Genomic DNA, 21,781 nt, shown 5'->3' with positions numbered 1-21,781 from the left:
GGCGGCGAAAGGGGCGACCACCAACGAGAGGGCGAAGAATACGGCGGGAAGCCAGCGCATTACTTTTTTCATGGAATCATCCTCTACGGAAGACGGGGACACACTGCACGACCTCCGGCGACTGTTTCACCTGACCCACCAACACACAAATCAAGCAAGCGGTCGGGACGCCCTCACTGGGGAGTCCTGGCCCGGGGGACGTAGGCATCATGTGCGTCACGGAGATTGGCATGAATTGTACTTTCGTCCACCCCCCCAACACACGCCCGAAAGAGACCAGGTTGCGATTCACCGTGGACGAAACTGAATCAGCTCAAGCCAGAACAGCCATTGCCCCGCTATGAGCCCCGCACAAACTGACAGCGGGGCCCGATTGAGCAAACCTCGACAACCGGCGACAGCAACGCGCCCAGCTCGAAGCTCAACATGTCCCCCGCAGCAGGGGTCGGCGATTTCGCGCCGGCTCGGACGGGCTACCTCCGAGGCATCAAAGAGGAACTCAGGCCATACTTGCTGGAGTAGAAAAGGGGGGCCGCAGAAGGAGACTCACCGATGGATCGTCGAGCGCTCCCTGTCCTGACTCTTGAAGTGCCGCAGTCTGCTCACCCACAACAACAAGCAGGCCGCTGCTACCGCGGACTCGCACGATTCGCCTCCGCTCTCCTCGGGTTCAGTAGCCTGCTCCGGACAAGAACTGACCGGAGTTTGAGCGAGTCAGCAGTGTCCAATGTGACATGGCCGCCAACGCAGCCACATGTCCAGAAGGCCAAGGCTGATTGACATTACACGGAGCATGAGGCATTTGTTCCCCATACTCCGACTGTTACCGCGACTTAGGTGCCGCCCGCGCTCAAGGCGGCGATGACGAGGCTGCCCGCGAGAGACAGCCTGATGGTGGTGACTAAGGACAGCGGCGCGGAGGAGGAAGGCGGATGGGCGGGAGAGTCGCTCATGCCCAGACAGAAGGGGCGGACTCATGCGACTTCAGGTCGGAGTGGCTCCGCTTCAACAGCTCGCGTGTTCAAGACAACCAACCTGGATTACCCCAGGTGCAACGCAAAGGGACGACACCATGCAGACCGGAACCGTGAAGTTCTACAACCCGGACAAGGGTTTTGGCTTCATCACCGCCGAGAACGGGAGCGACGTTTTCGTGCATTGCTCCGCCCTCGAAAGCAATGGATTCAAACCCCTTGAAGTGGGCCAGCAGGTCTCTTTCGACATCAAAGAGGGGCAGCAGGGCCCGCCGCAGGCAACGAACGTCAAGCGTCTGTGACCAGTCGGGCATGCGTGATGCCGATGTCCGCCAACTGATGGCCTCAGGGGCCCGGCAATAGCCAGCCAATGAGAGCGTTTCGAGGCAGGAGCACTCCCCCTCCGGGGACCGCAACTCCACGCCCCCCATGGTGCGCCAGCTTTGGGGGGCGAATTGGACCACGGGGGCATGGTGCAGAGGCCGGTCGAGCATGGCGGCCACGGCCGTGACACCTGCGAAGTCGCTGGAACTCAACAAGGCAGGTGTCGCGCCAGTCAGCGAGTGTCCTCCTGTCGTATGGCCCGCAGGGCGGGCATGATCCGCATGCCTATGTCGCCCGCAATCATCGCTCAATGACGAGGGCACGAGCCCCTGCTGCCCACACAGAATGACCAACGCTCGGCCAGTCTATCAGCGCGCCGGAGTCTCCGCAGTCCAGTGCAGGGGCGACAAAAGTTCGCGATGATGAAGAGCACGTGGATGGCGACAAATTCGCCAACCGAGCAGCCCCCCCTGTTCGACGTATCCCGGCATTGCACCAAGGTTCAATATCAACACATTGCGACCAATGAAAAGATTCCCTCACCATCCCGAGAACACAATTCGACAAGGCACACATTGATTGCCATGGAGGTTGATTTGCGGCCAAGGGTATTCGACTCCGTCGAATCTGCTCTCCAACTGGCGTCCCATGACTGTTTATTGCCAAAAACAACTCACAGCCATCGTTCTGCACGAATAGGAGAATCATCATGAAGCACATTTTCTGCGCGCCCGTCGTAGTTCTGTCTGTGACTCTGGCCGTTGTTCCCGTCGCGAAGGCGGAGGCGCCAGCGTGTTACGGGGCGAGTTCGATCGTCGGCGAAGCCGTCACCGCAATCCTCAGTTCATTCAACGCTGTGGAAGCGGCAAACAGTGCATTGAGGACTGCATCCGCCACACATCATCCGTTCGACATCACGGTGGCGCAGCATAAGGTTAACGCCGCGTCCGGAAATGTCGTCTTCATGCGTCTGTTCATTGACAGCCTTCCTAGTGTTCCTGGATTCCCAAACGCTTGCATTCCGACATGCAGTGCCGGACTTGCCATCGCAGCCGATGAACTCAGTGTCTGGACCAATCTGGGTCAAACTCGTCTTCGCACTTTGGTTGGGGGTGGCTCCGTGAGTACCGGCGAGCTCGACACTACCGATGCTGAAATTGCGTACCGCAAGGCCGACTTCATGTCGTCCTTTCCCATTTGTGCGCCCTGACTCAAGGGAGGGGCCCTCGGACAGTAAAGCTCGCGCTGGTTGTCCGGTTCTCTTTGGGAGTGCCAACCACAATGCCGTCCCCAAAGTGCACGGCATTGGGGTTGATAGCAGAGCCCCGGCTCGCGTGTTGAGAGAGACGGTGGCTACTTCACTCACCTCCTTCGCGCCGTGAAGTTGTAGATGGCGCCGCCGGGCTGCATTTCTTCGAGGAGAGCCTTGCGGATTGCCACGCTCAGCCCGCGGGCCATGCGCTCGGCGTCCGCGCGCCCACCCAGCATGGAGCCGAACATGCCGGACAGGTCCGCTACGCCCCGGCGACCTGGTCGTGATGGACAACCTGGGGGCACACCACGCCACGAGCGTGAAGGAGGCCATCCGAGCAGCGGGGGCAGACGTGCTGTACCTGCCGCCCTACAGCCCGGACCTCAATCCCATTGAGCTGTGCTGGAGCAAGGTGAAAGCCCTGCTTCGCCAATTGGCGGCACGCACGGTCCGCAGGCTGAAGGTCGCCGTCCAGAAGGCCACCGAAGCTGTTTCTCAACGAGATGCCGAGGGTTGGTTCATTCATTGCGGCTACTCGGTTCCGTGCGACTGATTACCGCTGTGAGCACGGCCATCATCCCGCTTGGAGGGGCAGCTGACGCGCGGGATGTAACCCTCGCCGCGCTGTCCGCTGTTGGACTCGACCTGGCCCCAAAGGAGGACTCCCCTGCTCAATCGTCTGAGTCGTCACCAGTTCCCATGGTGATTGACGGGCGGAGCCACAGGGGGGCGCATGGGGGAGGTCAACGACGAGTGGGAGCAGACGCCATCGGCGATACGCTCTTCTCGCCTGCCGGGCTTCCACCGGCGCACCATGGAGGAGCGCTGGCGCGAGCTGGCGCTGTGCCCATGGTCGTGGAGGAGCCGTCCGTCATCGCCGCGGTGTCCCTCGCCTCCAAGCTGGTGCGCGAGGCGGGCGGGTTCCTGGCCAAGGCGAACACCTCGATGATGATTGGCCAGGTGCAGCTCACCCGCTACGGCGCCCCCGAGAGAGCGCGCGCCCGACTGCTCACGGCCCGGGTTCAACTCCTCGCGCTCGCCAACGGCATCCACCCCGCGATTGAGCGACGCGACGCAGGCGTGGCGCTGTCGGCGCCGGTGTCACGCGCCGTGGACTGGCGCGGCCGGAGCTACCGGTTGGATTCGCGGGCAGCCCTGGGCGGCGCCCTGCCCGAGCGGACGGGCGTGTCGTCGCAGATGACGGAAGCGGCGATGGCACCAACTCTCCACCTGCTCCAACGTGCTCCCCAGGGCGGCCCGCAGCGGCGGACCGGCGGAGCGCAGCAACGACACGGCGGCGCGCGGTCGGACGGCGCGCTGATGCCCTGGTCGCAACGCCATCAGCGAATGGCCAACGATGAACAGGTACTCACGTGCGAGCACGCTCATTCGCGAGTCCTCAGAGGACAGCAAGCTCATGGCGGCCCGGGCACTTCGCGGACTGCAATCCCAGTAGCGAATGAGACCCAGCCGCAGCGCCTGCATGCCCTCGTCCTGTCCCGCACAAGCGGTGTAGAGCGACGAGGCGAGCGCGACCCGAGTGCGCTGAGCTGGACGACGCGTACGGGCGTATTGCTCCAGCGCGCGCGGGATGTCGTCCGAGTGGCGGCGCAGCGCATCCTGGAGCGCTCGTGCATCCTGGAAGCAAGACGTCATGCCGCTGCCGGAGAGCGGATGGCAGCAGGACGCGGCGTCGCCCACCAGCACGGCGCTCCCTTTCCACACTCGCTCCGAGAGCCGGACATCATTGGAGGCCATCCGCAGAGTCGAAGTCGCATCCATCGCCCGGCGAATCTCGGCGACCAGCGCGGGAGGCAGCGTGGCCAGCAGCTCGGGGCGTTCCATCAGAGTCTGGGGGGTGGTGCCCAGAGGGAGGTCCACCATCACCCGCGCCACCCCCGGTTGAATAGCATAGGCCAACGCGTACAGCGGACCTCCGACGAATTTGTGTCCATGCTCGGGACGCGGCAGACAGGCGCTGTCCACACAGAGCCCCAACATGGTGGAGATTCGGGTGTAATTCTCGGAGATACCCAGCATCCGCCGCACGGGCGACGCGCGTCCATCCGAGGCCACCAACAACCGGGCGCGCACCTCGTGGACGCCGCCGTCGTGCAGGAAGCGCAGCCTGACGCCGCGCTCGTCGTTGTGCTCCACCGAAGTCACCCGAGCCCCGGCCAGGAGCGTGACGCCAGGCCTTCGGACCACGGCGTCCAGCAGCGGTACGGTGAGAGCGGAGTGCTCAAGCGACAGGCCCGCGGCACCGTCCTTGTACGGCAGGACGACGACACGTGCGGGCGACGCATAGAAGATTGCGAAGCCTCGCACCGGACACGACAGCCAGGCGTCGACGACCTCGCTGAAGCCCAGCTCACGCAGCGCGCGTACGCCCGTCGGATGCAGCAATTCCCCCGACAGTTGTTTGTGTCGGTCGACGCCCGCATCCACCAGGAGCACGGACTGCCCCAACTGGGCAAGCGCTGCCGCCGCCGCGCATCCCGCGGGGCCGCCCCCCGCCACCACCACGTCGAAATCGCACGGACCGGCCATGAGGCAACAACTGCGCATGAGCCGGGCCCAATGCAGAGGAGGAACCATGGTTGCTCATGAAGAGTCGTTCTGCCGAGCGGTGCTCCCCCGGGTCTCCCGGACGTTCGCACTGAACATTCCCTTGTTGCCCGCCCCCCTGGACCTCGCAGCCACGGTGGCCTATCTGCTCCTACGCGTCGCGGACACGCTGGAGGATGAGATCCACCTGGCCCGACAAGAGGAGCTGTTCGACGCGCTCGCGGACCTGGTGCGACTTGAACCGGGCTGGGAGTCCCGCGCTCAATCCTTCGCTCGTCTGGTGGGAGGCGAGTTCCGGGCCGGCGCTCCCGAAGCGGAGGTTGAGCTCGTCGACAGGACCGTCTGGGTGCTGAGGACCCTGGCCTCGCTCCCCTCGTGGGCCCATACTCCTATCGCCCGCTGCGTGCGCGTCATGACGGTTGGAATGAAGCAGGTTCAGCGACAGCACGGCGGCGGCAAGCCGGTGATGGGGTTGCCCGACCTGCAGACGATGCTCGCCTACTGCTACTTCGCGGCGGGTGTGGTGGGCGAGATGCTAACGGAACTCTTCATCGCCTATTCCCCCGCCATCAACGCAACACGACGCGGCCAACTACAGAGTCAGTCCATCGCATTCGGTGAGGCCTTGCAGCTCACCAACATGCTCAAGGACGTGCGAGAGGACATGGAGCAGGGACGCTGCTGGCTTCCGCTGGACAGAATGGCGCGCCATGGACTGACGACCTCCACGCTGACGCTCCCCAGCCACCGCGAACAGGCCATGGCGCTGCACTCGGAGTTGATGGTGGTGGCTCGGCGGGGACAGCAAGAGGCGCTTGAGTATGTTCTCGCACTCCCCGCCGAGGAGCCGAAGCTCCGGCTGTTCTGCTTGTATCCCCTGTTCCTCTCGGTGAAGACGCTCTGCCTCATCGACAACAACCCCGCGGTGTTCGACGCCCCCCCGCTGAAGCTCAGCCGCCAGGAGGTGTTCGAACTCGTGCGGCTCCTGCACGCGCGAGTGGCTTCGGACTCGGCCCTGCGGGCACTCTTCGCGGAGTGCTCGCACGCGCCTCCGGAGGTGGAGGCGATGAGATGACGCGACAGGCCCGGGAGGTGCTGGTGCGGGCCCAGGAGAAGGATGGCCCCTGGTTTCGTAGCTCAACACCGGCTTGGAGTCACACCGGTCTCGTTGAGTCCCGGCGACTTGGTGGGTCAAGCCGCAGTTGGGTACCTCTTCTCATAGTTGGCGGGAGACTGGTAGCCGAGGGCGAAGTGCCTCCGGCGCAGGTTGTACCAGCCCTCGATGTACTGGAAGACAGCCATCCTGGCCTCTGCGTGAGTGCGGAAGGTCCGTCGGTCGAGCAGCTCGCACTCGAGGCTCGCGAAGAAGGATTCGCACAGCGCGTTGTCATACGCGTCGCCGACGCTCCCCATGGAGGGACGGACTCCGGCCTGCCTGCACCTCTACCCGAAGCTCAGCGAGGAGTATTGGCATCCCTGGTCCGAATGATGGATGACGTCTCGGGGCTGGCGCTGGGCGATGGCCACGTCCAGTGCGGCGATGACCAACTCCGACTGCAGGTGAGTCGTCATGGCCCAGCCCACCACCTTGCGACTCCACACGTCGATGACGACAGCCAGGTAGAGAAAGCCCGCCCACGTCGGGATGTAGGTGATGTCGACGACCCATGGCTCGTTTGGCCCTCGGGCCTCGAATCGGCGCTCCACCAGGTCCGCAACAGGTTGTGCCGCGTCATCTCGCTTCGTCGTCACGCAGTATCCCCTCCGACTGACTCCCGCCGACCGCGCCTCGCTCATCAGTCTGGCGACGCGTCGCCGTCCCACCTGGAGGCCGTGAGTGTCGACCAGCTCCGCCCGGACGCGAGGTGCACCATAGGTGCCGTCCGACATCTGGTGGATGGCATGGATGCGCTCGGAAAGATGGGCACCCTCCTCGGCCCGCTTTGATGTGGGCCTTCCCCTCCAGGCGTAGTCGCCGGCCTCGGTGACGCCCAGTGCTCGGCACATCGTTGACACCGCATGCTCGGCCTGGTTCTCGCTCACGAATCGGAACGCTTCTTGGGCGTCCCGACGCCTTCCTGTGCGAACCAGGCCGCGGCTTTTGAGAGGATGTCACGCTCCTCGCGCAGCACCTTCACCTCGCGCCGCAAGCGGGCCAGTTCCTGCTTCTCGTCCGACGTCAGCCCGTCCTGTCGCGTGCCCTCGTCCAGTTCGCTCTGGCGCACCCAGTTACGCACCGTCGTGTCAGTGACGTGGAACTCCTCGGCCAGGCTGCTCGTCGTCCGTCCCGCCTTCGCCAACTCGACGATTCGCGCTCGGAACTCCGGCGGGTACGGGGGCTTCGGTTTCGGCATCGTTGGGTCCTTCTCCCACAGTTGAACGGACTCAACGAACCCGACGCAACTTCACTCCAGTCCATACCACCACGGGGTGAGTCACTCCTCGCACAGATGTCGTGACAGACCCGGCGGATGGTGTGAGACATTGGAAGAACCGGGTCTCGCCACTTGCAAGGAATGACTTGAAGGGCGCAGGCTCTACCCGGTGTGACGGGTCCATCTCCGGGGACCCGTGGGGGCATGGGCTTGGTGACAACCGCAGACACCGCTCTCCTGGACTCGCTGGACCGGCATGCCCGGCGCCGTGCGGAAGGGATTCCCACTCTGAGCGCCCTGGTGGGTGACCCGGAGCGAGGGCTCCAACTCTGGACGGAATGGCTCCACCGCAGCGGATTGAAGGCAGCCTTCGCCCAGAGCGAGGACCTGCGCTCCACCGTCTCCGCCTGGGCCACCCAGCTCGCGCGTGAGCGCAATCTGTTCCGGGACGCAGAGAGCTACGTCGTCTTCTCTCAACGAGCCATCTCCTCCCGCGAGCTGCACTTCGAAGGCAAGACGCAACACGACCGCCGCGTCCTGTTCGAACGACTGGAGCCTCCCCACGCCGAGCCCGTGACGTGGGTCCTGTGCCGACAGCTGCTCGAAGCCCCCGAGCCCGCCCCCCCGGGCACGCTCCCCAACGAGGTCCGTGAGGCCATCTCCCACGACCCGCTCCGCGTCCTCCACGCGCTGTTGCTCATCATCCCCGAGGGCCGCGCCCCCGCCCTCCACCTGGCGCTCTCCCCCGCAGACCCGCGCAGCCTCCGCACCGCGACCGCCATCTGCTCCGCGGCCCCGCTGCTCCATGTCGCCTGCGTGCTGCCACCGGATGCGCTCGAAGGCACCCGCGGACGCAAGGACTCCCACGCGCTCGCGATGATGCGGGAGGGATTGCTCGAACTCCCGGACCCTGGCTCCAGCGCCACCGTGCAGGACACGCCTGGCGACGAGCCCGTGGCCCCTCGACGCGCGTCCTCGAAGAAGAAGGCTCCGGCCCCGCCTCCCGAGCCCCACGTCGCGCCGCCGTTGCTGGAGCGCTTCCGTGAGAACGCGGAGGCCATGGTCGCCGAGCGCGAGAAGTCCGAGGCCCGCGCACGCAGCAAGATGGAGCACTTCTTCTACCACGACATCCTGCAGGTCCATCCTGCCACCAAGGACGTCTTCACCCTCAACGCCAAGGTGGACGTCGGCGAGGGTAAACGCCCGCTGGAGGTCGACCTGCTGAGCCGTGAGCTGCGGCTCGCCGTCGAAATCGACGGACAACACCACTTCCTCGACCCGGACCGCTTCCGCCGGGACCGACGCAAGGACCTCGCGCTCCAGCGCATCGGCTACTGGGTCGCCCGCTTCCTCTACGAGGACCTGCACCCTCGCTGTGAAGACATCTTGAAGACCCTCGAATCGCTCATGGAGGCCCGGCGGCGAGAAGCCACCGCGCAAAGGACAACGCATGGACAGCCCTGACAACCGGTTGGCGGGACTCGCACTCACCTGGCTCGCGCCGCGCCCACAACGCAGCGGCACCCGCACGGAGCTCGACAACGCCCTGCGCCCCTTCGTGGAGCACCGCCTCTCCCGCCCCGAGTTGAAGGCCCGCCTCGATGGCGTGCTGGAGCAGCTCCTGCGCGATGAGCTCGTGGCCGCGAAGAAGAAGTCCGGCATGACGCTCACCAGCGCGGGGCTCAACCGTGTCCTCCAGTTCCTGCGCCTGGAGCAGCTCCCCAAGGGCCTCACCTGGAAGAAGCTCAAGGCCACCTACCTCCTCGCCAACAGCCTGGACATCACGCCCTCCAAGGCCACGCTCACCCGCCTGAACGACGCGGATGGCGTCCGCGCGGCCGTGCTCGCCCGGCACCATCCCGAGGTCGGAGAGGGAGAGCCGTCCCTCTCGCAGATTCGGGACCGGCTGCTCTGGCGTCAGCTCGGCGTGGAGACCGAGCGCCCGTTCTCCCTCAGCGCCGTGCAGGCCCACCTGCTCGGCAAGATGCTCGACACCGAGGTGAAGAACCCGCGCAAGGCCGTGGAGCAGCTCGCGGCCCGCGCCGCTGGGGCGACTCGCGCCGACGCGGAGATCCTCCGCCTGACGCTGCTGCGACAGTGGTTTCTGCCCGAGCAGCCCCCCGCGCCCACGCGCGACGCCGGGTCCGCGCCCAATCGAACCAGCGCGCCCGCTCCGACACGAGCCCCCGCGCCCCCCCCCACGGCCCTCGTGGAGTCCTTCGCCGCTCACGTGCTCTCGGTGGCGCGGGCCCTTCCCACGGGCCGCTATGGACGCGACAAGGTGTTCATCTCCCACGTGTGGCGAGCCCTCCAGCCCGAATGGAGCAACCGAGAGGCGTTCGACGCCGCGCTCCTGGAAGCCAACCGCTCCCAGCACCTGTCGCTGACGCGCGCGGACCTCGTCTCCGCCATGGATCCCAAGGACGTCGCCGAGTCCGAGGTGCACTCCTACGGCGCCCGATTCCATTTCGTCGTCATCTGATTCGTCCTTCCAGGAGCGCGCATGCCCAGCGACCCTCGACTCGAGGTCTTCCTCTCCGACGGCGGAGAGGTCTTCAGCAGCGTCCAACAGGGCCAGAACCTCTGGCAGCCCGACCCGTTCGACGTGGAGACCCTCAACCCCACCGCGCGGCGCGCCTTCAAGCGCTTGTTGGACCGCGCGACGGCGTCGCCTCGTCCCGACACGGGGAAGATCCTCCTCCTCCGCGGTGAGTCCGGCAGCGGTAAGACGCATCTGGTGCGCGCATTCCGCAACGCGGCGCACGAGCAGCAACGCGGCTTCACTGGCTACATGCCCATGACGGTGGATGCGGCGCACTACGACCGCTACATCCTGTCCAACCTCATCGACTCCATCGACCATCATCCGTACGACGTGGCGAAGGGTGACGACAGCGGGATGATGCACCTGTCGAACAAGCTGATGGCCCAGTGCACCAGCCTCTTCGCACCGAACATCGAACCCAAGGAGAAGGTCCCGGAGGACGATGAGTTCCATGGCCCCGTCCGAGCAGTGGCGGACGACCTGCTCTCCGACCCCCGTTTCAGCGGCGTCGAGGTAGACCTGCTGCGCGCACTCATCTACTTCCAGCGCAGAGACCCCCGCATCAACCGGCGAATCTTCAACTGGCTGCGCTGCGAGGAGATTACCCCCGAGGACCGGAAGGTCATCGGCGATCTCGTGCCGCGAACCTCCGACGACGCGCCCGCGCGCATGATTGAGCAACTGGGTCGCGTCATGAACGCGCTCGGGTATGCGCTCGTGCTGTGCATCGACCAGATCGAAGACATCCACGACTTCGAGCACCGCCCCGAGTCGGAGAACGCATTCCGCCGGGCGATGAACACCCTGGCCTCCATTGCCGGCAAGGTCCCGAACGCCATCGTGGTCATCTGCTGCCTGACCGACTACTGGGAGAAGATGCGCGTGTTCCTCACGCAGGCCATGGTCGACCGCATCGAAAACGACCCAGACCCCGTGACGCTGGAGCGGACCGTCACCGCAGCCACCGCCCGTGACATGGTCGCGCGGCGGCTGCGCTGCCTCTACGAACAGCGTGGCGTGAAGTACCAGCCCGAGGAGCCCACTTATCCCATCCCTCCCGAAGGTTTCGAGTTGCTCGCGGGTCAGCGCGCCCGCGACGTGCTGAACCAGTGTCGTCGCTACCGCGAGAAGGCCATCGAGCTGCAGCGCCTCCCGGATACCTTCCCGCTCCCGAGCCGCGGGACGACCGCGCAACCACCTCCGCCCCCCGTCGGCGCCGACATGGACCGAGCGTGGACGGACTTCCGCACCACCTACAAGGAGAAGCTCCCCGAGGACGATTCCGACATCACCGCCCTGCTCGCGTGGGCCGTCGAGATAGGGAGCGAGGAGATGGGAGGGTCGCCTCGCTTCACTGTGAAGCCCCGCAACGGAGACGACTTGCTGGATGTGGCAGTGCACCCTTCCGGAAAGAAGCTCGTCCTCGCGCTGTGCGAGAACAAGCCGCAAGGAGGCAGCCTGGGTAAGCAGATGACCGAGGCGCTCAGTGCCGCAAGGGGAAAGACGCCGGTGCTCATCCGGACCTCCGAGTTCCCCTCCTCGACCGGGACCCGCGTGTCGGAAGCCTTGAGCAAGCTCATCCGTCAGGGCGGGCGACGTGTGGTCCTGGGGGACAGTGACCTGCGCGAACTGGTCGCCCTGCGTGACTTCCGTGCCCTGCACGTCGGTCAGGCGGCGCTCGCGGAGTGGAGCCGCACCGCGCGGCCCGTCACCCGGCTGAAGTCCATGGGGGACATCCTCGGCCTGGAGCCGCTCGGCCCTTCCCTGCCGCCCCAGGGCCCCGCGAAGGACCCGGTCGCGCGTGAGCCCGAGAAGCGCGATTCCAAGGACACCGAGGTGCCGCCTCCGCCCGCACCGCCTCCCATGCCTGTCCACGTCAAGAACGAGAACAACTTCGTTCCCCGGCAGTCAGGCCTGTTCTCGGACGCCATGGTGACGACCGCGGCGACGCCGACACCGCGCAACGCATCGAGCCCACATCCCGCGCCGACACCTCCCGCCCAGACCTCGAAGCGTCCCTCCGGGAAGGTCGCCACCGTCACGCCGCAAGCGAGCCTCCCACCCGCCGCGGGTCCGAAGATGGCGGCCTCCGCTGATGAGGACACGGACCTCCCAGCAATGAAGCCCGCGGGCAAGCTGCTGCCCGACCCGGACCCCACGCCGGTCCAGCGGCCCGAGGCCCCCGTCAACCTGGTGCGCAAGCCCCGCCCGACACCCGCGGCGGGCATCCCCGCCGTCCCGAACGTGGTGCTCACCGGCCCCCTGCGCCTGGGCGTCTCCGAGGGACTGCTCCCCCAGAACGTCATGCTCGACACCGCCGAGCTGACGAAGCACAGCGCCTTCCTCGGTGGCTCGGGCAGCGGCAAGACGACGCTCGCGCTCAACACGCTGGAGCAGCTCCTGCTCCGAGGCATCCCCGTCATCCTCGTGGACAGGAAGGGCGACCTCGCCGCCTACGCCCGCCCCGAGGCCTGGGAGGAGCCCATCGAGGACGCCACGCTGCGCGAGCGGCGCCGCCTCCTGCGTGAGCGCGTCGACGTCGCGCTCTTCACGCCAGGGCGCTCGGATGGCAGACCGCTGGCGATTCCCATCGTCCCCCAGGGCCTGGAGACGCTCCCCGCCGAGGAGCGCGAGCAGGGCGTCCAGCAGGCCGCGGATGCCATCGCCGGAATGCTCGACTACAAGACGAGCGGCAACGACAAGGCCGCGAAGGCCGTGCTCGCGCAAGCGCTCCGATTGTTGATGGGCCAGTCCTTCGGCAAGGAGGTCACCCTCGAGCTCATCCAGCAGTTCGTCATGTCGCAAGACCCCGCGCTGCTGGAGGCCACGGACGGAATCCCCACGAAGACCCACGCCAAGCTGGCCCAGGACCTCAGCGTGCTGCGCATCAATCTGCGCACGCTCTTGGCCGTGAGCGGTGAACGGCTCGACCTGGACGAACTGCTCGGGCGCGGCGTCCATGGGGTGCCCGGTCGCACGCGCTTGAGCATCATCAGCACCAAGTTCCTCGGGGACAACTCGCGCATCCTCTTCTGGGTGTCGCAGCTCCTCCTGGAGACCCACCGTTGGGCCAGCCAGCACCCGTCGCCGAAGCTCCAGGCTGTGATTCTCTTCGACGAAGCGGACATGTATCTGCCCGCGACGAGCAAGCCCGCGACCAAGGAGCCGATGGAGAGCCTCCTCAAGCGCGCGCGCTCCGCGGGCCTGGGCATCATGCTCGCCACGCAGAGCCCGGGTGACTTCGACTACAAGTGCCGGGAGAACGTGCGCATGTGGTGCGTGGGTCGGGTGAAGGAGGACAACGCCCTCAGGAAGCTCCAGCCCATGTTCACCGAGGCGCGCGTCGACGCCGACGCCAAGCTCCCCGGACAGAAGGCGGGCCAGTTCCACGTCCTGCGCGAGGGCAAAGTGCAGCAGCTCAAGGCGGACCGCTCGGCCATCAGCACGAACCAGCTCTCCGAGGACGAAATCCTCCTGTACGCGCGCAAGTCACGCGAGGCCCAGGCGAGCGACACCAAGAACACTGGAACGTCCTGAACCACCGCCGGATGCCCGTTCCGGGACTTCCTGCTAGGAAGCCCCCGGAATGAGCACCCGGCCGCTTCCGCCACCGTTGGACCGCGAGCGCTTCGATGCGCTCGTGGCCCAGGGCTTCAACCAGGTCCCCGCGTATCGACGGTGGGACATCGGTGCGCTGCGGCCCGTGGACCTGCTGCGCGCCCTCCCTCCACACCACCGCTTCCTCCTCGAGAGCACCCGCGTCAGTGAAGAGGGACGCTACTCGTTCCTCGGCGCGAGCCCTTTCCTCCGGTTCGTCGCCAAGGGCCCCCGGTGCTCCCTCGACGACGTGCCCCAGCCGACTCCTCCGCTCGACACACTGCGAGCCCTGTTCCGTCGGTGGCGCGGCCCCCGCATCGACGGGCTCCCGCTCTTCCTCGGCGGCGCCGTCGGCTTCTTCGCCTACGAGGCCAACCACTACTTCGAGAAGCTCCCCGTCCACCCTCGCGATGACCTGGAACTACCAGACATCGCCCTGTCCTTCGTGGACACATTCCTCGCGGTGGACCATCTCGAAGGACACCTGCTCGCCATCGCCACCGGCTCGGACTGGGAGGACTGCCAGCGACGTCTGGACACCCTCGAGTCCGTCGTGCGCCAGGCCGCGCCCACCCCTCCTCCCGCGCCACCTCCTCCCGACGCGCCCCTCGCGGAGCCGCGCTCCAACTTCACACAGCAGAACTACCTGGACGCGGTGGAGCGCGTGCGCGAGTACATCCGCGCCGGAGACACGTATCAGGTCAACCTCTCCCAACGCCTCGAGGTCGACTTCCCCGGCGAGCCCCTCGCGCTCTACGAGACCCTGTCCGCCACCAACCCCGTCCACTTCGCCAGCTACCTCGAGGAAGACGGCTTCCACGTCGTGAGCGCCTCCCCCGAGCGGCTGGTCCGCGTCGAGCACGGACGCGCCATCACCCGCCCCATCGCCGGCACCCGCCGCCGAGGCACCCCCGAGGAGGACGCCCGCTTCGTCCAGGAGCTGCGCACCAGCGAGAAGGAGCGCGCCGAGCACGCCATGCTCGTGGACCTGGAGCGCAACGACCTCGGCCGTGTCTGCGCCTACGGCTCCGTCGAGGTGACGAAGCTGATGGAGATCGTCGAGTACGCCCACGTCCTCCACATCGAGTCCGAGGTAACAGGACAGCTCACGCCCGACACCGAGCCGCTCGACGTGGTAGGCGCGCTCTTCCCCGGCGGGACGATTACTGGCGTCCCCAAGATTCGCACCATGCAGCTCATCACCGAGCTGGAGCCGCACGCTCGTGGCCTCTACACAGGCTCGCTCGGCTACGTGTCCTTCAGCGGCGACCTGGACCTGAACATCGTCATCCGCACCCTGCTCGTGAAGAACGGCCGCGCCTACGCACAGGTCGGCGGCGGCATCGTCCACGACTCGCAGCCTCGCCAGGAGTTCAAGGAGACGCTGAACAAGGCGCGCTCACAGCTCCTCGCCCTGCGCGCGAGCGGAGCCACGCGATGATTCTCCTCATCGACAACTTCGACTCGTTCACCTTCAACCTCGTCCAGGCGCTCGGCGCGCAGGGCGCGAAGCTGAAGGTGGTGCGCAACGACGCCATCACCGTGCGCGACATCGAGGCCCTCCAGCCCGAGCGCATCGTCATCTCCCCCGGCCCCGGGACTCCCGAGGACGCGGGTGTCTCAATCGAGGTCATCCGCGCCTTCGGCGGACGTGTCCCCCTGCTCGGCGTGTGCCTGGGCCACCAGTGTCTGGGACAGGTCTTCGGCGCGAAGGTGGTCCGCGCTCCCGTCCCCGTCCATGGGAAGACCGCCGAGGTGCGGCACGAGAACCAGGGCGTGTTCCAAGGGCTCCCGCAGCCCTTCGTCGCCGCGCGCTACCACTCGCTCGTGGTGGAGCGGGAAGGCCTGCCCGATTGTCTCGAAGTGACGGCCTGGCATGAGGGCCTCATCATGGGCATGCGGCACAAGGCGCTGCCCGCGCTGGAGGGCGTGCAGTTCCATCCCGAGTCCTTCCTCACCACCCACGGGCCACGACTGCTCGCCAACTTCCTGGCGGCTCGTCGCTGACGATACAAACGGAGCCCCACCATGTTCTCCACCGTGGCGGTGAATGGCGAAGTGAAGCGCTGGGAGGACCTGCGCTTGCACGACTTCGCGCAGGGCTTCTTCTTCGGCGCGGGCTTCTTCACCACCTTCCGCATCGAGGACGGCGCGCCCCTCTTCCTCTCCCGCCATCTGCGGCGACTCGTCGGGAGCCTCGCGGCGCACGCCGATTCCATCCGCGCGCCTGCTCCCGAGTTGCTCGAGCCCGTCTCCGTCCGTGAAACCCTGCGACGCTGCCTCGCCGCGGACCCGCTGCTCGGTCCTCGCTTCACGGGCATCGGCAAGCTGTCCGCGAGCGACGGACAGCTCCTGCTCACCTTCCGGCCCCACGCCCCCGACGCCGAGCGACTCCAGCACGAGGGACGCGCCATCGTCGCCGTGGAGCACGGCGCCTATCGTCACGGGGAGACATCTCCGAACCACAAGGGCCTGTCGTACTTCCGTCAGTTCTCACGGATGCAACAGCTCCCCGTGCTGGCCAACGAGCTGGCTCACGCGTGTGAGCTGCCCACCGCGAACCTCTTCGTCCTCCTGGACGGCGCGCTCGTCACACCGCCACTCGACGCGCCGTGCCTCCCCGGCATCATCCGCGCGGTGCTGCTCGATTCGGGTTCCATCGACGGAGTCCCTATCGTGGAGCAGGCGCTCCCCCTCGCGCGGCTCGCCGAGGTGCGTGCCTGTGTCTTCACCAACGCCGCGGTGCTGGCCACGGGAGCGCCGAGCCTCCTGGGGCACGCGCTGCCCGAGAGCCTGTCACTCGCGGCGCGGCTCCGGGAGCACATCCTGACCATGGCATCACGCGAGGGCTGAGGCAGACTGCGGCCCCATGAGCCGCACCCTCGTCATCGTGCACCGCTGGGCCGGACGTCCGAACACCGACTTCTATCCCTGGCTCGAGGAGAAGCTGCGCGAGCCTCCCGCGCTCTTCGACGACATCCTCACGCTGGACATGCCCGAGCCCGCCGCGCCCACCATCGACGGCTGGGTGTCCACGCTCACGCGCACGCTCGGCCCGGTGCCTCCGCCGTCCACGGTGTTCCTGGGCCACAGCGTGGGCTGTCAGACCCTCCTCCGCTACCTCGCCGCGATGCCCGAGGGTCACCGCGTGGAGGGCGCCGTGTTCGTCGCCGGCTGGTTCGAGGTGGACAAGACGTGGGGCTCCTTGCGCCCCTGGCTCGACACCCCCATCGACTTCGCCCGCGTGCGCGCCGCGCTGGGCCGCGCCGTCGTCGTGCTCTCCGACAGCGACCCGTTCACCTCCGACTGGCGTCGCAATCAACACCTCTGGGAGGAGCACCTGGGCGCCGAGGTCATCGTCGTCCCCGGGGGACGCCACTTCAACAATCCTCGTGAGCCCGTCATCCTCGAAGCCGTGCAATCACATTTCGGCGCACGCCCTCGATAGGACATGGAAAGCTCACACCATGGGCTCTCCTCTCGCGACCACGCCGCGCCTCCGGGCCTCCGCCCTCGTCATGCTCCTGTGCGCCTGGGGCGCGTCCGCCGAGACACCCGTGGCCCAGCAGCCGCCACCCAAGCGACGCCCGGACGCCATCTCCCCTCCCAAACCTGGGGCGCGCCGTGAGCGCGTCGCGTCGGACATCCTCGCGGAGAAGACTCCCACCAGGCCGAAGCCTCCCGCGACACGCACCCGCATCGTCATCCCCGCCGCGGACGTGCCTTCCTTCGGCGTGAAGACGGCCCTGGAGCTGGACGTGGTGTCACCCTTCCAGGCGAGCTATGTGCTCGAGGACCCTGGGACCGAGGGAGTCAAGGTGAAGCTGACCCTGCCCGCCACCGTCCCGGGCGCATCCAAGCTCGACGTGCAACACGCCAACGTCCGGGGACTCGGTCTCTACATCCCCGCGCTCTTCCAGAGCCTGAAGACCCTCGAGAGTGGCTACCGGCTCACCGCCGACGCCACGGCGCGCATCGAACGCGTGGGCGAGAGCTGCCTCTGGGTAGAGGACCCCAAGGACATCACGCACCCCTATCAGGTGGACTGCATGTACTCCGCCTCCCCCACCAGCCCCTCGTTCCTCTGCACGTTCTCGAGCCTGAACCGGAACCTCGCCCGGGCCGCGCTCGAGACCTGCCAATCCCTCACGATGCGCTAACCCGTCACGGCGCCTCGTCGGACTCCCTCTCGGAGCGGAAGCCCAGCGCCTTGGAGACCTCCACCTCCTGGAGCTCCCGCCAGCCACCCTCGGCCACGTCCAGCACCACGTCGCCCACGGCCTCGCGATGGAGCGTGAGCACCGGATGCCCCACCGCCGCCAGCATCCGCTTCACCTGGTGGTGCCGCCCCTCCGTCAGCGTCAACTCCACCACGTCCGAGGCCCGTGACTCGGCTCGCGCAGGACGCGTGAGCCCGTCCTCCAGCTCCACGCCATCCCGCAGTCGCTGGAGCGCCGACGCATTGGGCTGTCCTTCCACTTGCGCCACGTAGCGCTTGGGCAGATGCGTCTGGGGCGCCGTGCCATGGCGCACGAAGCGCTCGTCATTGGTGAAGAGCAACAGCCCCGTGGTGTCCCGGTCCAGGCGGCCCACGGCGAGCCACTCGTAGCCTCGCAAGGGCTCGGGCAGCACCGCGCGGAGGCGCTCGAACACCGTGCCCACGCCCTCCGGGTCCGTGCCGTGCACCACCGGTCCCGCGGGCTTGTGGAACATCAACACCCGCGTCGAGGCCGTCAGCGAGTGCTCGCGCCCATCGACTCGCACCGTCTGCGTCGCACTCACCGGCGCGAAGGGCTCCGTCACCACCTGCCCGTCCACCTCCACCCGGCCCGCGCGAATCGCCGCCTCCGCCTCCGCCCGAGGCATCACCCCGGCGCGCCCCAACGCCCGCATCAGCCAGTCCGAGCGGCCCTGGGCCATCGCCTCGGCGTCCCGCTTCCGCGCCGCCTCCAGCCACTTGGGGGTCCTGCTCTTGCGCGCCATGCTCTCGCCTCTTTCCTGCACCACTCCGACATCCCTTGTCTTCTTTGGAGAGCCCATGAGCCGCGCTTCCCGAGCGCGCATGGCGGACAGGCGGACGTCACCGGGCCGCCATTTGACTCCACCCGGGCCGCTCTGCCATTGCGCCGCGTGTGGCCGTCCCTCCTGAAATCGCCGCCTCGCTCCAACATCACCCGCAACCGCCAGGGCCGTCCGTCGCCTTTACCCTGAGACTGGCCGAGGCGCTGCACCGCTACGGCACTCCCTCGCACCGCCTGGAGGGGCTGATGAAGCGCGTGTCGGAGCGACTGGGACTGGAGGGCCGCTTCTTCTCCACCCCCACGTCCCTCTTCGCGTCCTTCGGCCCGCCCGAGGCGCTGCGCACCAGCCTCATCCGCGTGGAGCCCGGGGACATGGACCTGGAGCGCCTCACGCAGCTCGACATCCTGGCCGACGACGTCATCCACTCGCGCCTCACCCCCGCCGAGGGCGCGCTGCGCGTGGAGGCCATCCTCGCCCGGCCCCCGCGCTTCGGGCCCGTGCTCCAGATTCTCTGCTGGGCGCTCGCCGGAGGAGCTGGCGCCCGTCTGTTCGGCGGAGGACTGAAGGAGATGGCGGTGGCCACGGTGAGCAGCCTGCTCATCGGCATCCTCAGCGAGGTGACGCAGCGCCAGCCCACCACCGCCCGCGTGCTCGAGCCCGTGGGCGCCATCCTCTCCTCCGCGCTCGCCGTGCTGGCCGCGAGCGTCATCGGGCCGCTGTCCATCCAGGTGGCGACGCTGGCGGGCCTCATCGTCCTCTTGCCCGGCCTGACGCTGACGGTGGCCCTCAACGAGCTGGCCACGCGCCACCTCATCTCCGGCACCTCGCGCCTGACGGGCGCCGCGGTGGTGTTCCTCCAGCTGGGCTTCGGCGTCGCGCTGGGCAGCAAGCTGTCCTTGCTGCTGCCGCCGCCCGTCGCCCCGCCGCCGCCCTCGCTGCCGTCGTGGACCCAGGCCGTGGCGCTGCTCGTGGCGGGCGTCGCCATCGGCGTGCTGTTCCGCGCGCGCCCTCGGGACTGGGGCTGGATTGCCGCCGCGGGCACGTTCGCGTTCTTCGGGGCCCGCCTGGGCTCGGACCTGTTGGGGCCGCAGCTGGGCGCCTTCGTGGGGGCGCTCGCGCTGGGCATCGTGGGCAACGTGCTGGCGCGGCTTCGCAACAAGCCCTCCGTCACCGTCGTCGTGCCCGGGCTGATGCTGCTGGTGCCCGGCAGCGTGGGCTTCCGCAGCCTGTCCTCGCTGCTCGAGCGCGACGTGGTGGCGGGCGTGGACACCGCCTTCAACATGCTGATGGTGGCGGTGGCCCTGGTGGCCGGACTGTTGTCCGCCAACGCGCTGGTGCCCACGCGCAAGGTGATGTGACGCGGGCGTTCAGCGCATCCGCGTGACGTAGAGGGCCACGAGCGACAGCAGGAAGTACGGCACCAGCCCGCCCGCGCCCGCGTAGTCCTTGGCCATGCGCTGGCCGAAGAAGAGGCACACCAGCGACACGGCGGACACCAGCGCGCCGAAGAAGGCCAGCGCCGGGCTGCCCGTGGCGACGAGCGAGACGAGCCCCGCGCCGCTGAGGGCTCCGGCCGCCAGCTCCAGCAGCGTGATGACGCCGAGCATCAACGGCACCATGCCCTTCAGGGGGCTCTTGGCGAAGTGTCCGGTGAGCCAGCCCAGGTTGCCCTTCCAGTCGATGACCTTGTCCAGTCCGGACTGGAGGAAGAGGATGGCGAGGAAGGCGGCGCACAGCGCCTGGAGCAGCCACGGGGTGAACTGACTCGATTCGAATGCCGGCATGGCGGGGCACTCTAGCCGCCCAGGGCCCGGGCCCAAGTCTTCTTGCTCGTGGAGCAGGCAGCCGGCCTGGGGGGCCGCCTCCCCCTTCCCTCCCACGGAAGCCGCCCTAGCTTCACGTGTATGGCTTCCGAGCAGACCGCCCGGCGTGTGTTCACCGGCCTCATCCTGCTGTCGCTGTTCCTGTTGGCCCTGGTCATCAAGCCCTTCGCCAAGGGCATCTTCCTGGCGGCGGTGCTCGCGGGCGTCTTCTACGGGCTGCACGTCCGGCTGACGCGCAAGCTGCGGGGGCGCAAGAACATCTCGGCGGGCCTCATCTGCACGGCCGTCATCCTGGCGCTGCTGTTGCCCCTGGGCGGGCTCACGGCGTTCGTGGTGGCGGAGGTGTCCTCCGGCGCGCAGTTCATCACCAAGACGGTGCAGCAGGAGGGCGTGGAGGGGCTGGTGCAGAAGCTGCCGGGCCCCGTGCGCAAGGGCGCCGAGAGCCTGATGGAGCGGCTCCCCCTGGAGGAGCAGCAGCTGGACCAGACCATCCAGGAGCAGGTGACCACCCAGGGAGGGACGGCGGCGCGCGCGGTGACGGGGGCGGTGGCGGCCACGGGCTCCATCGCCTTCCAGACCACGATGATGCTCATCGCCCTGTTCTTCTTCCTCACGGACGGGCGGGAGCTGGTGCACTGGATTGAGAGCGTGTCGCCGCTCAGGCGCGGCGAGGCGCTGGAGATCATGCGCGAGTTCCGCAGCGTGTCCGGCGCGGTGCTGCTGTCGTCGGTGGTGACGGCGGGTGTGCAGGCATTCGCGGCGCTGGTGGGGTTCCTCATCGTGCAGGTGCCCGCGCCGCTGTTCTTCGCGGGCGTGGCCTTCTTCATGGCGCTGATTCCCGCGGTGGGCGCGGCCATCGTCGTGCTGGTCGCCGCGGCGCTGATGTTCTTCAGCGGCCACCCGTGGGCGGCGCTGTTCCTGGCCGTCTGGGGCACGGTGGTGGTGGGGCTGGTGGACAACATCGTCAAGCCGCTGCTCGCCAAGCGCGGCATGCACCAGCACGGCGCCATCGTCTTCTTCTCGCTGCTCGGCGGCCTGGCCGCGTTCGGCACGGTGGGCCTGCTGCTGGGCCCGCTCATCGTCGCCTTCTTCCTGGCGCTGGTGCGCATCCACGAGCGCGACTACGGCCGCAACCACCCGCTGCCCTCGAGCCCGCCGACGCCCGGCCCCCAGGATGGAGACACGCACTCCGCGCGGGCCACCGAGCGCGAGGGGACGCTCACGACTCCCGGCGAGAGTCACTGAGACACGACGCGACGACCAGGTTCGTCGCGTCCCTCCGTAGTCCCTCTGTCAGCCCC

Annotated in this window: 18 protein-coding genes and 2 pseudogenes; 15 read left to right on the top strand and 5 right to left on the bottom strand. The window is 67.5% G+C overall.

Going from position 1 to position 21,781, the window contains the following annotated elements:
- Nucleotides 1–1,072 precede the first annotated feature (1,072 nt).
- Together LXT21_RS36405 and LXT21_RS36400 are read left to right on the top strand one after the other, a co-directional pair.
- On the top strand, nucleotides 1,073–1,276 hold the full coding sequence (locus LXT21_RS36405; protein WP_254042834.1) for a cold-shock protein: 204 nt from the start codon (nucleotides 1,073–1,075) through the stop codon (nucleotides 1,274–1,276).
- 731 nt (nucleotides 1,277–2,007) lie between these two features.
- On the top strand, nucleotides 2,008–2,508 hold the full coding sequence (locus tag LXT21_RS36400) for a hypothetical protein (RefSeq protein WP_254042833.1): 501 nt from the start codon (nucleotides 2,008–2,010) through the stop codon (nucleotides 2,506–2,508).
- Nucleotides 2,509–2,660: 152 nt separating this feature from the next.
- Here LXT21_RS36400 and LXT21_RS36395 read toward each other — a convergent pair whose 3' ends face one another.
- Entirely contained in the window at nucleotides 2,661–2,798 is a 138-nt protein-coding gene (locus LXT21_RS36395) for a hypothetical protein (RefSeq protein ID WP_254042840.1), read from the bottom strand.
- A gap of 35 nt (nucleotides 2,799–2,833) precedes the next feature.
- On the opposite strand from LXT21_RS36395, the gene LXT21_RS36390 reads away from it, so the two are divergent.
- Both LXT21_RS36390 and LXT21_RS45570 read left to right on the top strand, forming a co-directional pair.
- Nucleotides 2,834–3,103: a transposase gene (locus tag LXT21_RS36390; protein WP_407667084.1), complete on the top strand. Its 270-nt coding sequence runs from the start codon at nucleotides 2,834–2,836 to the stop codon at nucleotides 3,101–3,103.
- Between the two features lie 146 nt (nucleotides 3,104–3,249).
- A pseudogene (locus LXT21_RS45570) lies at nucleotides 3,250–3,609 on the top strand (hypothetical protein); the annotation flags it as partial.
- A 42-nt stretch (nucleotides 3,610–3,651) separates the two neighbouring features.
- Here the strand turns inward: LXT21_RS45570 and LXT21_RS36380 are convergent.
- The gene (locus tag LXT21_RS36380; RefSeq protein WP_254042832.1) at nucleotides 3,652–5,100 is read right to left on the bottom strand and encodes an FAD-dependent oxidoreductase; all 1,449 of its coding nucleotides are present in this window, start codon (nucleotides 5,098–5,100) and stop codon (nucleotides 3,652–3,654) included.
- Nucleotides 5,101–5,146: 46 nt separating this feature from the next.
- Here LXT21_RS36380 and LXT21_RS36375 point away from each other — a divergent pair, with 46 nt between their 5' ends.
- On the top strand, nucleotides 5,147–6,193 hold the full coding sequence (locus LXT21_RS36375; protein ID WP_254042831.1) for a phytoene/squalene synthase family protein: 1,047 nt from the start codon (nucleotides 5,147–5,149) through the stop codon (nucleotides 6,191–6,193).
- A 116-nt stretch (nucleotides 6,194–6,309) separates the two neighbouring features.
- On the opposite strand, the pseudogene LXT21_RS36370 reads toward LXT21_RS36375, so the two are convergent.
- Nucleotides 6,310–7,472, bottom strand: a pseudogene (locus LXT21_RS36370) (IS3 family transposase).
- Between the two features lie 378 nt (nucleotides 7,473–7,850).
- Between LXT21_RS36370 and LXT21_RS36365 the strand changes: the two are divergent.
- From LXT21_RS36365 to LXT21_RS36330, 8 genes are read left to right on the top strand one after another with little or no spacing between them, the layout of a single operon-like run.
- Nucleotides 7,851–8,957 (top strand): DUF559 domain-containing protein, encoded by a 1,107-nt coding sequence (locus tag LXT21_RS36365; RefSeq protein ID WP_254042830.1) that lies wholly within the window; start codon nucleotides 7,851–7,853, stop codon nucleotides 8,955–8,957.
- On the top strand, nucleotides 8,944–9,975 hold the full coding sequence (locus LXT21_RS36360) for a hypothetical protein (RefSeq protein ID WP_254042829.1): 1,032 nt from the start codon (nucleotides 8,944–8,946) through the stop codon (nucleotides 9,973–9,975). The genes LXT21_RS36365 and LXT21_RS36360 overlap by 14 nt, the downstream gene beginning before the upstream one ends.
- Before the next feature lie 21 nt (nucleotides 9,976–9,996).
- A complete protein-coding gene (locus LXT21_RS36355) occupies nucleotides 9,997–13,575 on the top strand; it encodes a helicase HerA domain-containing protein (RefSeq protein ID WP_254042828.1) in 3,579 nt (1,192 codons plus the stop codon).
- Nucleotides 13,576–13,624: 49 nt separating this feature from the next.
- Nucleotides 13,625–15,076 (top strand): anthranilate synthase component I family protein, encoded by a 1,452-nt coding sequence (locus LXT21_RS36350; protein WP_254042827.1) that lies wholly within the window; start codon nucleotides 13,625–13,627, stop codon nucleotides 15,074–15,076.
- Nucleotides 15,073–15,642 (top strand): anthranilate synthase component II, encoded by a 570-nt coding sequence (locus tag LXT21_RS36345; RefSeq protein WP_254042826.1) that lies wholly within the window; start codon nucleotides 15,073–15,075, stop codon nucleotides 15,640–15,642. The genes LXT21_RS36350 and LXT21_RS36345 overlap by 4 nt, the downstream gene beginning before the upstream one ends.
- Nucleotides 15,643–15,663: 21 nt before the next feature.
- Entirely contained in the window at nucleotides 15,664–16,488 is an 825-nt protein-coding gene (locus LXT21_RS36340; RefSeq protein ID WP_254042825.1) for an aminotransferase class IV, read from the top strand.
- A 16-nt stretch (nucleotides 16,489–16,504) separates the two neighbouring features.
- Complete coding sequence (locus LXT21_RS36335; RefSeq protein ID WP_254042824.1) at nucleotides 16,505–17,083, top strand: RBBP9/YdeN family alpha/beta hydrolase; 579 nt, start codon at nucleotides 16,505–16,507, stop codon at nucleotides 17,081–17,083.
- A 19-nt stretch (nucleotides 17,084–17,102) separates the two neighbouring features.
- Complete coding sequence (locus LXT21_RS36330) at nucleotides 17,103–17,795, top strand: hypothetical protein (protein WP_254042823.1); 693 nt, start codon at nucleotides 17,103–17,105, stop codon at nucleotides 17,793–17,795.
- 4 nt (nucleotides 17,796–17,799) lie between these two features.
- Here LXT21_RS36330 and LXT21_RS36325 read toward each other — a convergent pair whose 3' ends face one another.
- Nucleotides 17,800–18,618 (bottom strand): pseudouridine synthase, encoded by an 819-nt coding sequence (locus LXT21_RS36325; RefSeq protein WP_254042822.1) that lies wholly within the window; start codon nucleotides 18,616–18,618, stop codon nucleotides 17,800–17,802.
- A 137-nt stretch (nucleotides 18,619–18,755) separates the two neighbouring features.
- Between LXT21_RS36325 and LXT21_RS36320 the strand changes: the two genes are divergently transcribed.
- Nucleotides 18,756–20,015 (top strand): threonine/serine exporter family protein, encoded by a 1,260-nt coding sequence (locus tag LXT21_RS36320; protein WP_323395461.1) that lies wholly within the window; start codon nucleotides 18,756–18,758, stop codon nucleotides 20,013–20,015.
- A gap of 9 nt (nucleotides 20,016–20,024) precedes the next feature.
- Here LXT21_RS36320 and LXT21_RS36315 read toward each other — a convergent pair whose 3' ends face one another.
- Nucleotides 20,025–20,441 (bottom strand): DoxX family protein, encoded by a 417-nt coding sequence (locus LXT21_RS36315; protein ID WP_254042820.1) that lies wholly within the window; start codon nucleotides 20,439–20,441, stop codon nucleotides 20,025–20,027.
- Between the two features lie 120 nt (nucleotides 20,442–20,561).
- Between LXT21_RS36315 and LXT21_RS36310 the strand changes: the two genes are divergently transcribed.
- Entirely contained in the window at nucleotides 20,562–21,725 is a 1,164-nt protein-coding gene (locus tag LXT21_RS36310; RefSeq protein ID WP_254042819.1) for an AI-2E family transporter, read from the top strand.
- Nucleotides 21,726–21,781 lie beyond the last annotated feature (56 nt).

The sequence above is a fragment of the Myxococcus guangdongensis genome, assembly GCF_024198255.1.
GTDB lineage: Bacteria > Myxococcota > Myxococcia > Myxococcales > Myxococcaceae > Myxococcus > Myxococcus guangdongensis.
Note: the sequence above shows the minus strand (reverse complement) of the source record. Positions and strands in the feature narration are given on the sequence as shown.

What these genes read in the sequence shown, in the direction of transcription:
- LXT21_RS36405 (WP_254042834.1), top strand. Translation starts at nt 1,073, where the DNA reads ATGCAGACCGGAACCGTGAAGTTCTACAACCCGGACAAGGGTTTTGGC.
- LXT21_RS36400 (WP_254042833.1), top strand. Translation starts at nt 2,008, where the DNA reads ATGAAGCACATTTTCTGCGCGCCCGTCGTAGTTCTGTCTGTGACTCTG.
- LXT21_RS36395 (WP_254042840.1), bottom strand. Translation starts at nt 2,798, where the DNA reads ATGTTCGGCTCCATGCTGGGTGGGCGCGCGGACGCCGAGCGCATGGCC.
- LXT21_RS36380 (WP_254042832.1), bottom strand. Translation starts at nt 5,100, where the DNA reads ATGGCCGGTCCGTGCGATTTCGACGTGGTGGTGGCGGGGGGCGGCCCC.
- LXT21_RS36375 (WP_254042831.1), top strand. Translation starts at nt 5,147, where the DNA reads ATGGTTGCTCATGAAGAGTCGTTCTGCCGAGCGGTGCTCCCCCGGGTC.
- LXT21_RS36360 (WP_254042829.1), top strand. Translation starts at nt 8,944, where the DNA reads ATGGACAGCCCTGACAACCGGTTGGCGGGACTCGCACTCACCTGGCTC.
- LXT21_RS36355 (WP_254042828.1), top strand. Translation starts at nt 9,997, where the DNA reads ATGCCCAGCGACCCTCGACTCGAGGTCTTCCTCTCCGACGGCGGAGAG.
- LXT21_RS36350 (WP_254042827.1), top strand. Translation starts at nt 13,625, where the DNA reads ATGAGCACCCGGCCGCTTCCGCCACCGTTGGACCGCGAGCGCTTCGAT.
- LXT21_RS36345 (WP_254042826.1), top strand. Translation starts at nt 15,073, where the DNA reads ATGATTCTCCTCATCGACAACTTCGACTCGTTCACCTTCAACCTCGTC.
- LXT21_RS36340 (WP_254042825.1), top strand. Translation starts at nt 15,664, where the DNA reads ATGTTCTCCACCGTGGCGGTGAATGGCGAAGTGAAGCGCTGGGAGGAC.
- LXT21_RS36335 (WP_254042824.1), top strand. Translation starts at nt 16,505, where the DNA reads ATGAGCCGCACCCTCGTCATCGTGCACCGCTGGGCCGGACGTCCGAAC.
- LXT21_RS36330 (WP_254042823.1), top strand. Translation starts at nt 17,103, where the DNA reads ATGGGCTCTCCTCTCGCGACCACGCCGCGCCTCCGGGCCTCCGCCCTC.
- LXT21_RS36325 (WP_254042822.1), bottom strand. Translation starts at nt 18,618, where the DNA reads ATGGCGCGCAAGAGCAGGACCCCCAAGTGGCTGGAGGCGGCGCGGAAG.
- LXT21_RS36315 (WP_254042820.1), bottom strand. Translation starts at nt 20,441, where the DNA reads ATGCCGGCATTCGAATCGAGTCAGTTCACCCCGTGGCTGCTCCAGGCG.
- LXT21_RS36310 (WP_254042819.1), top strand. Translation starts at nt 20,562, where the DNA reads ATGGCTTCCGAGCAGACCGCCCGGCGTGTGTTCACCGGCCTCATCCTG.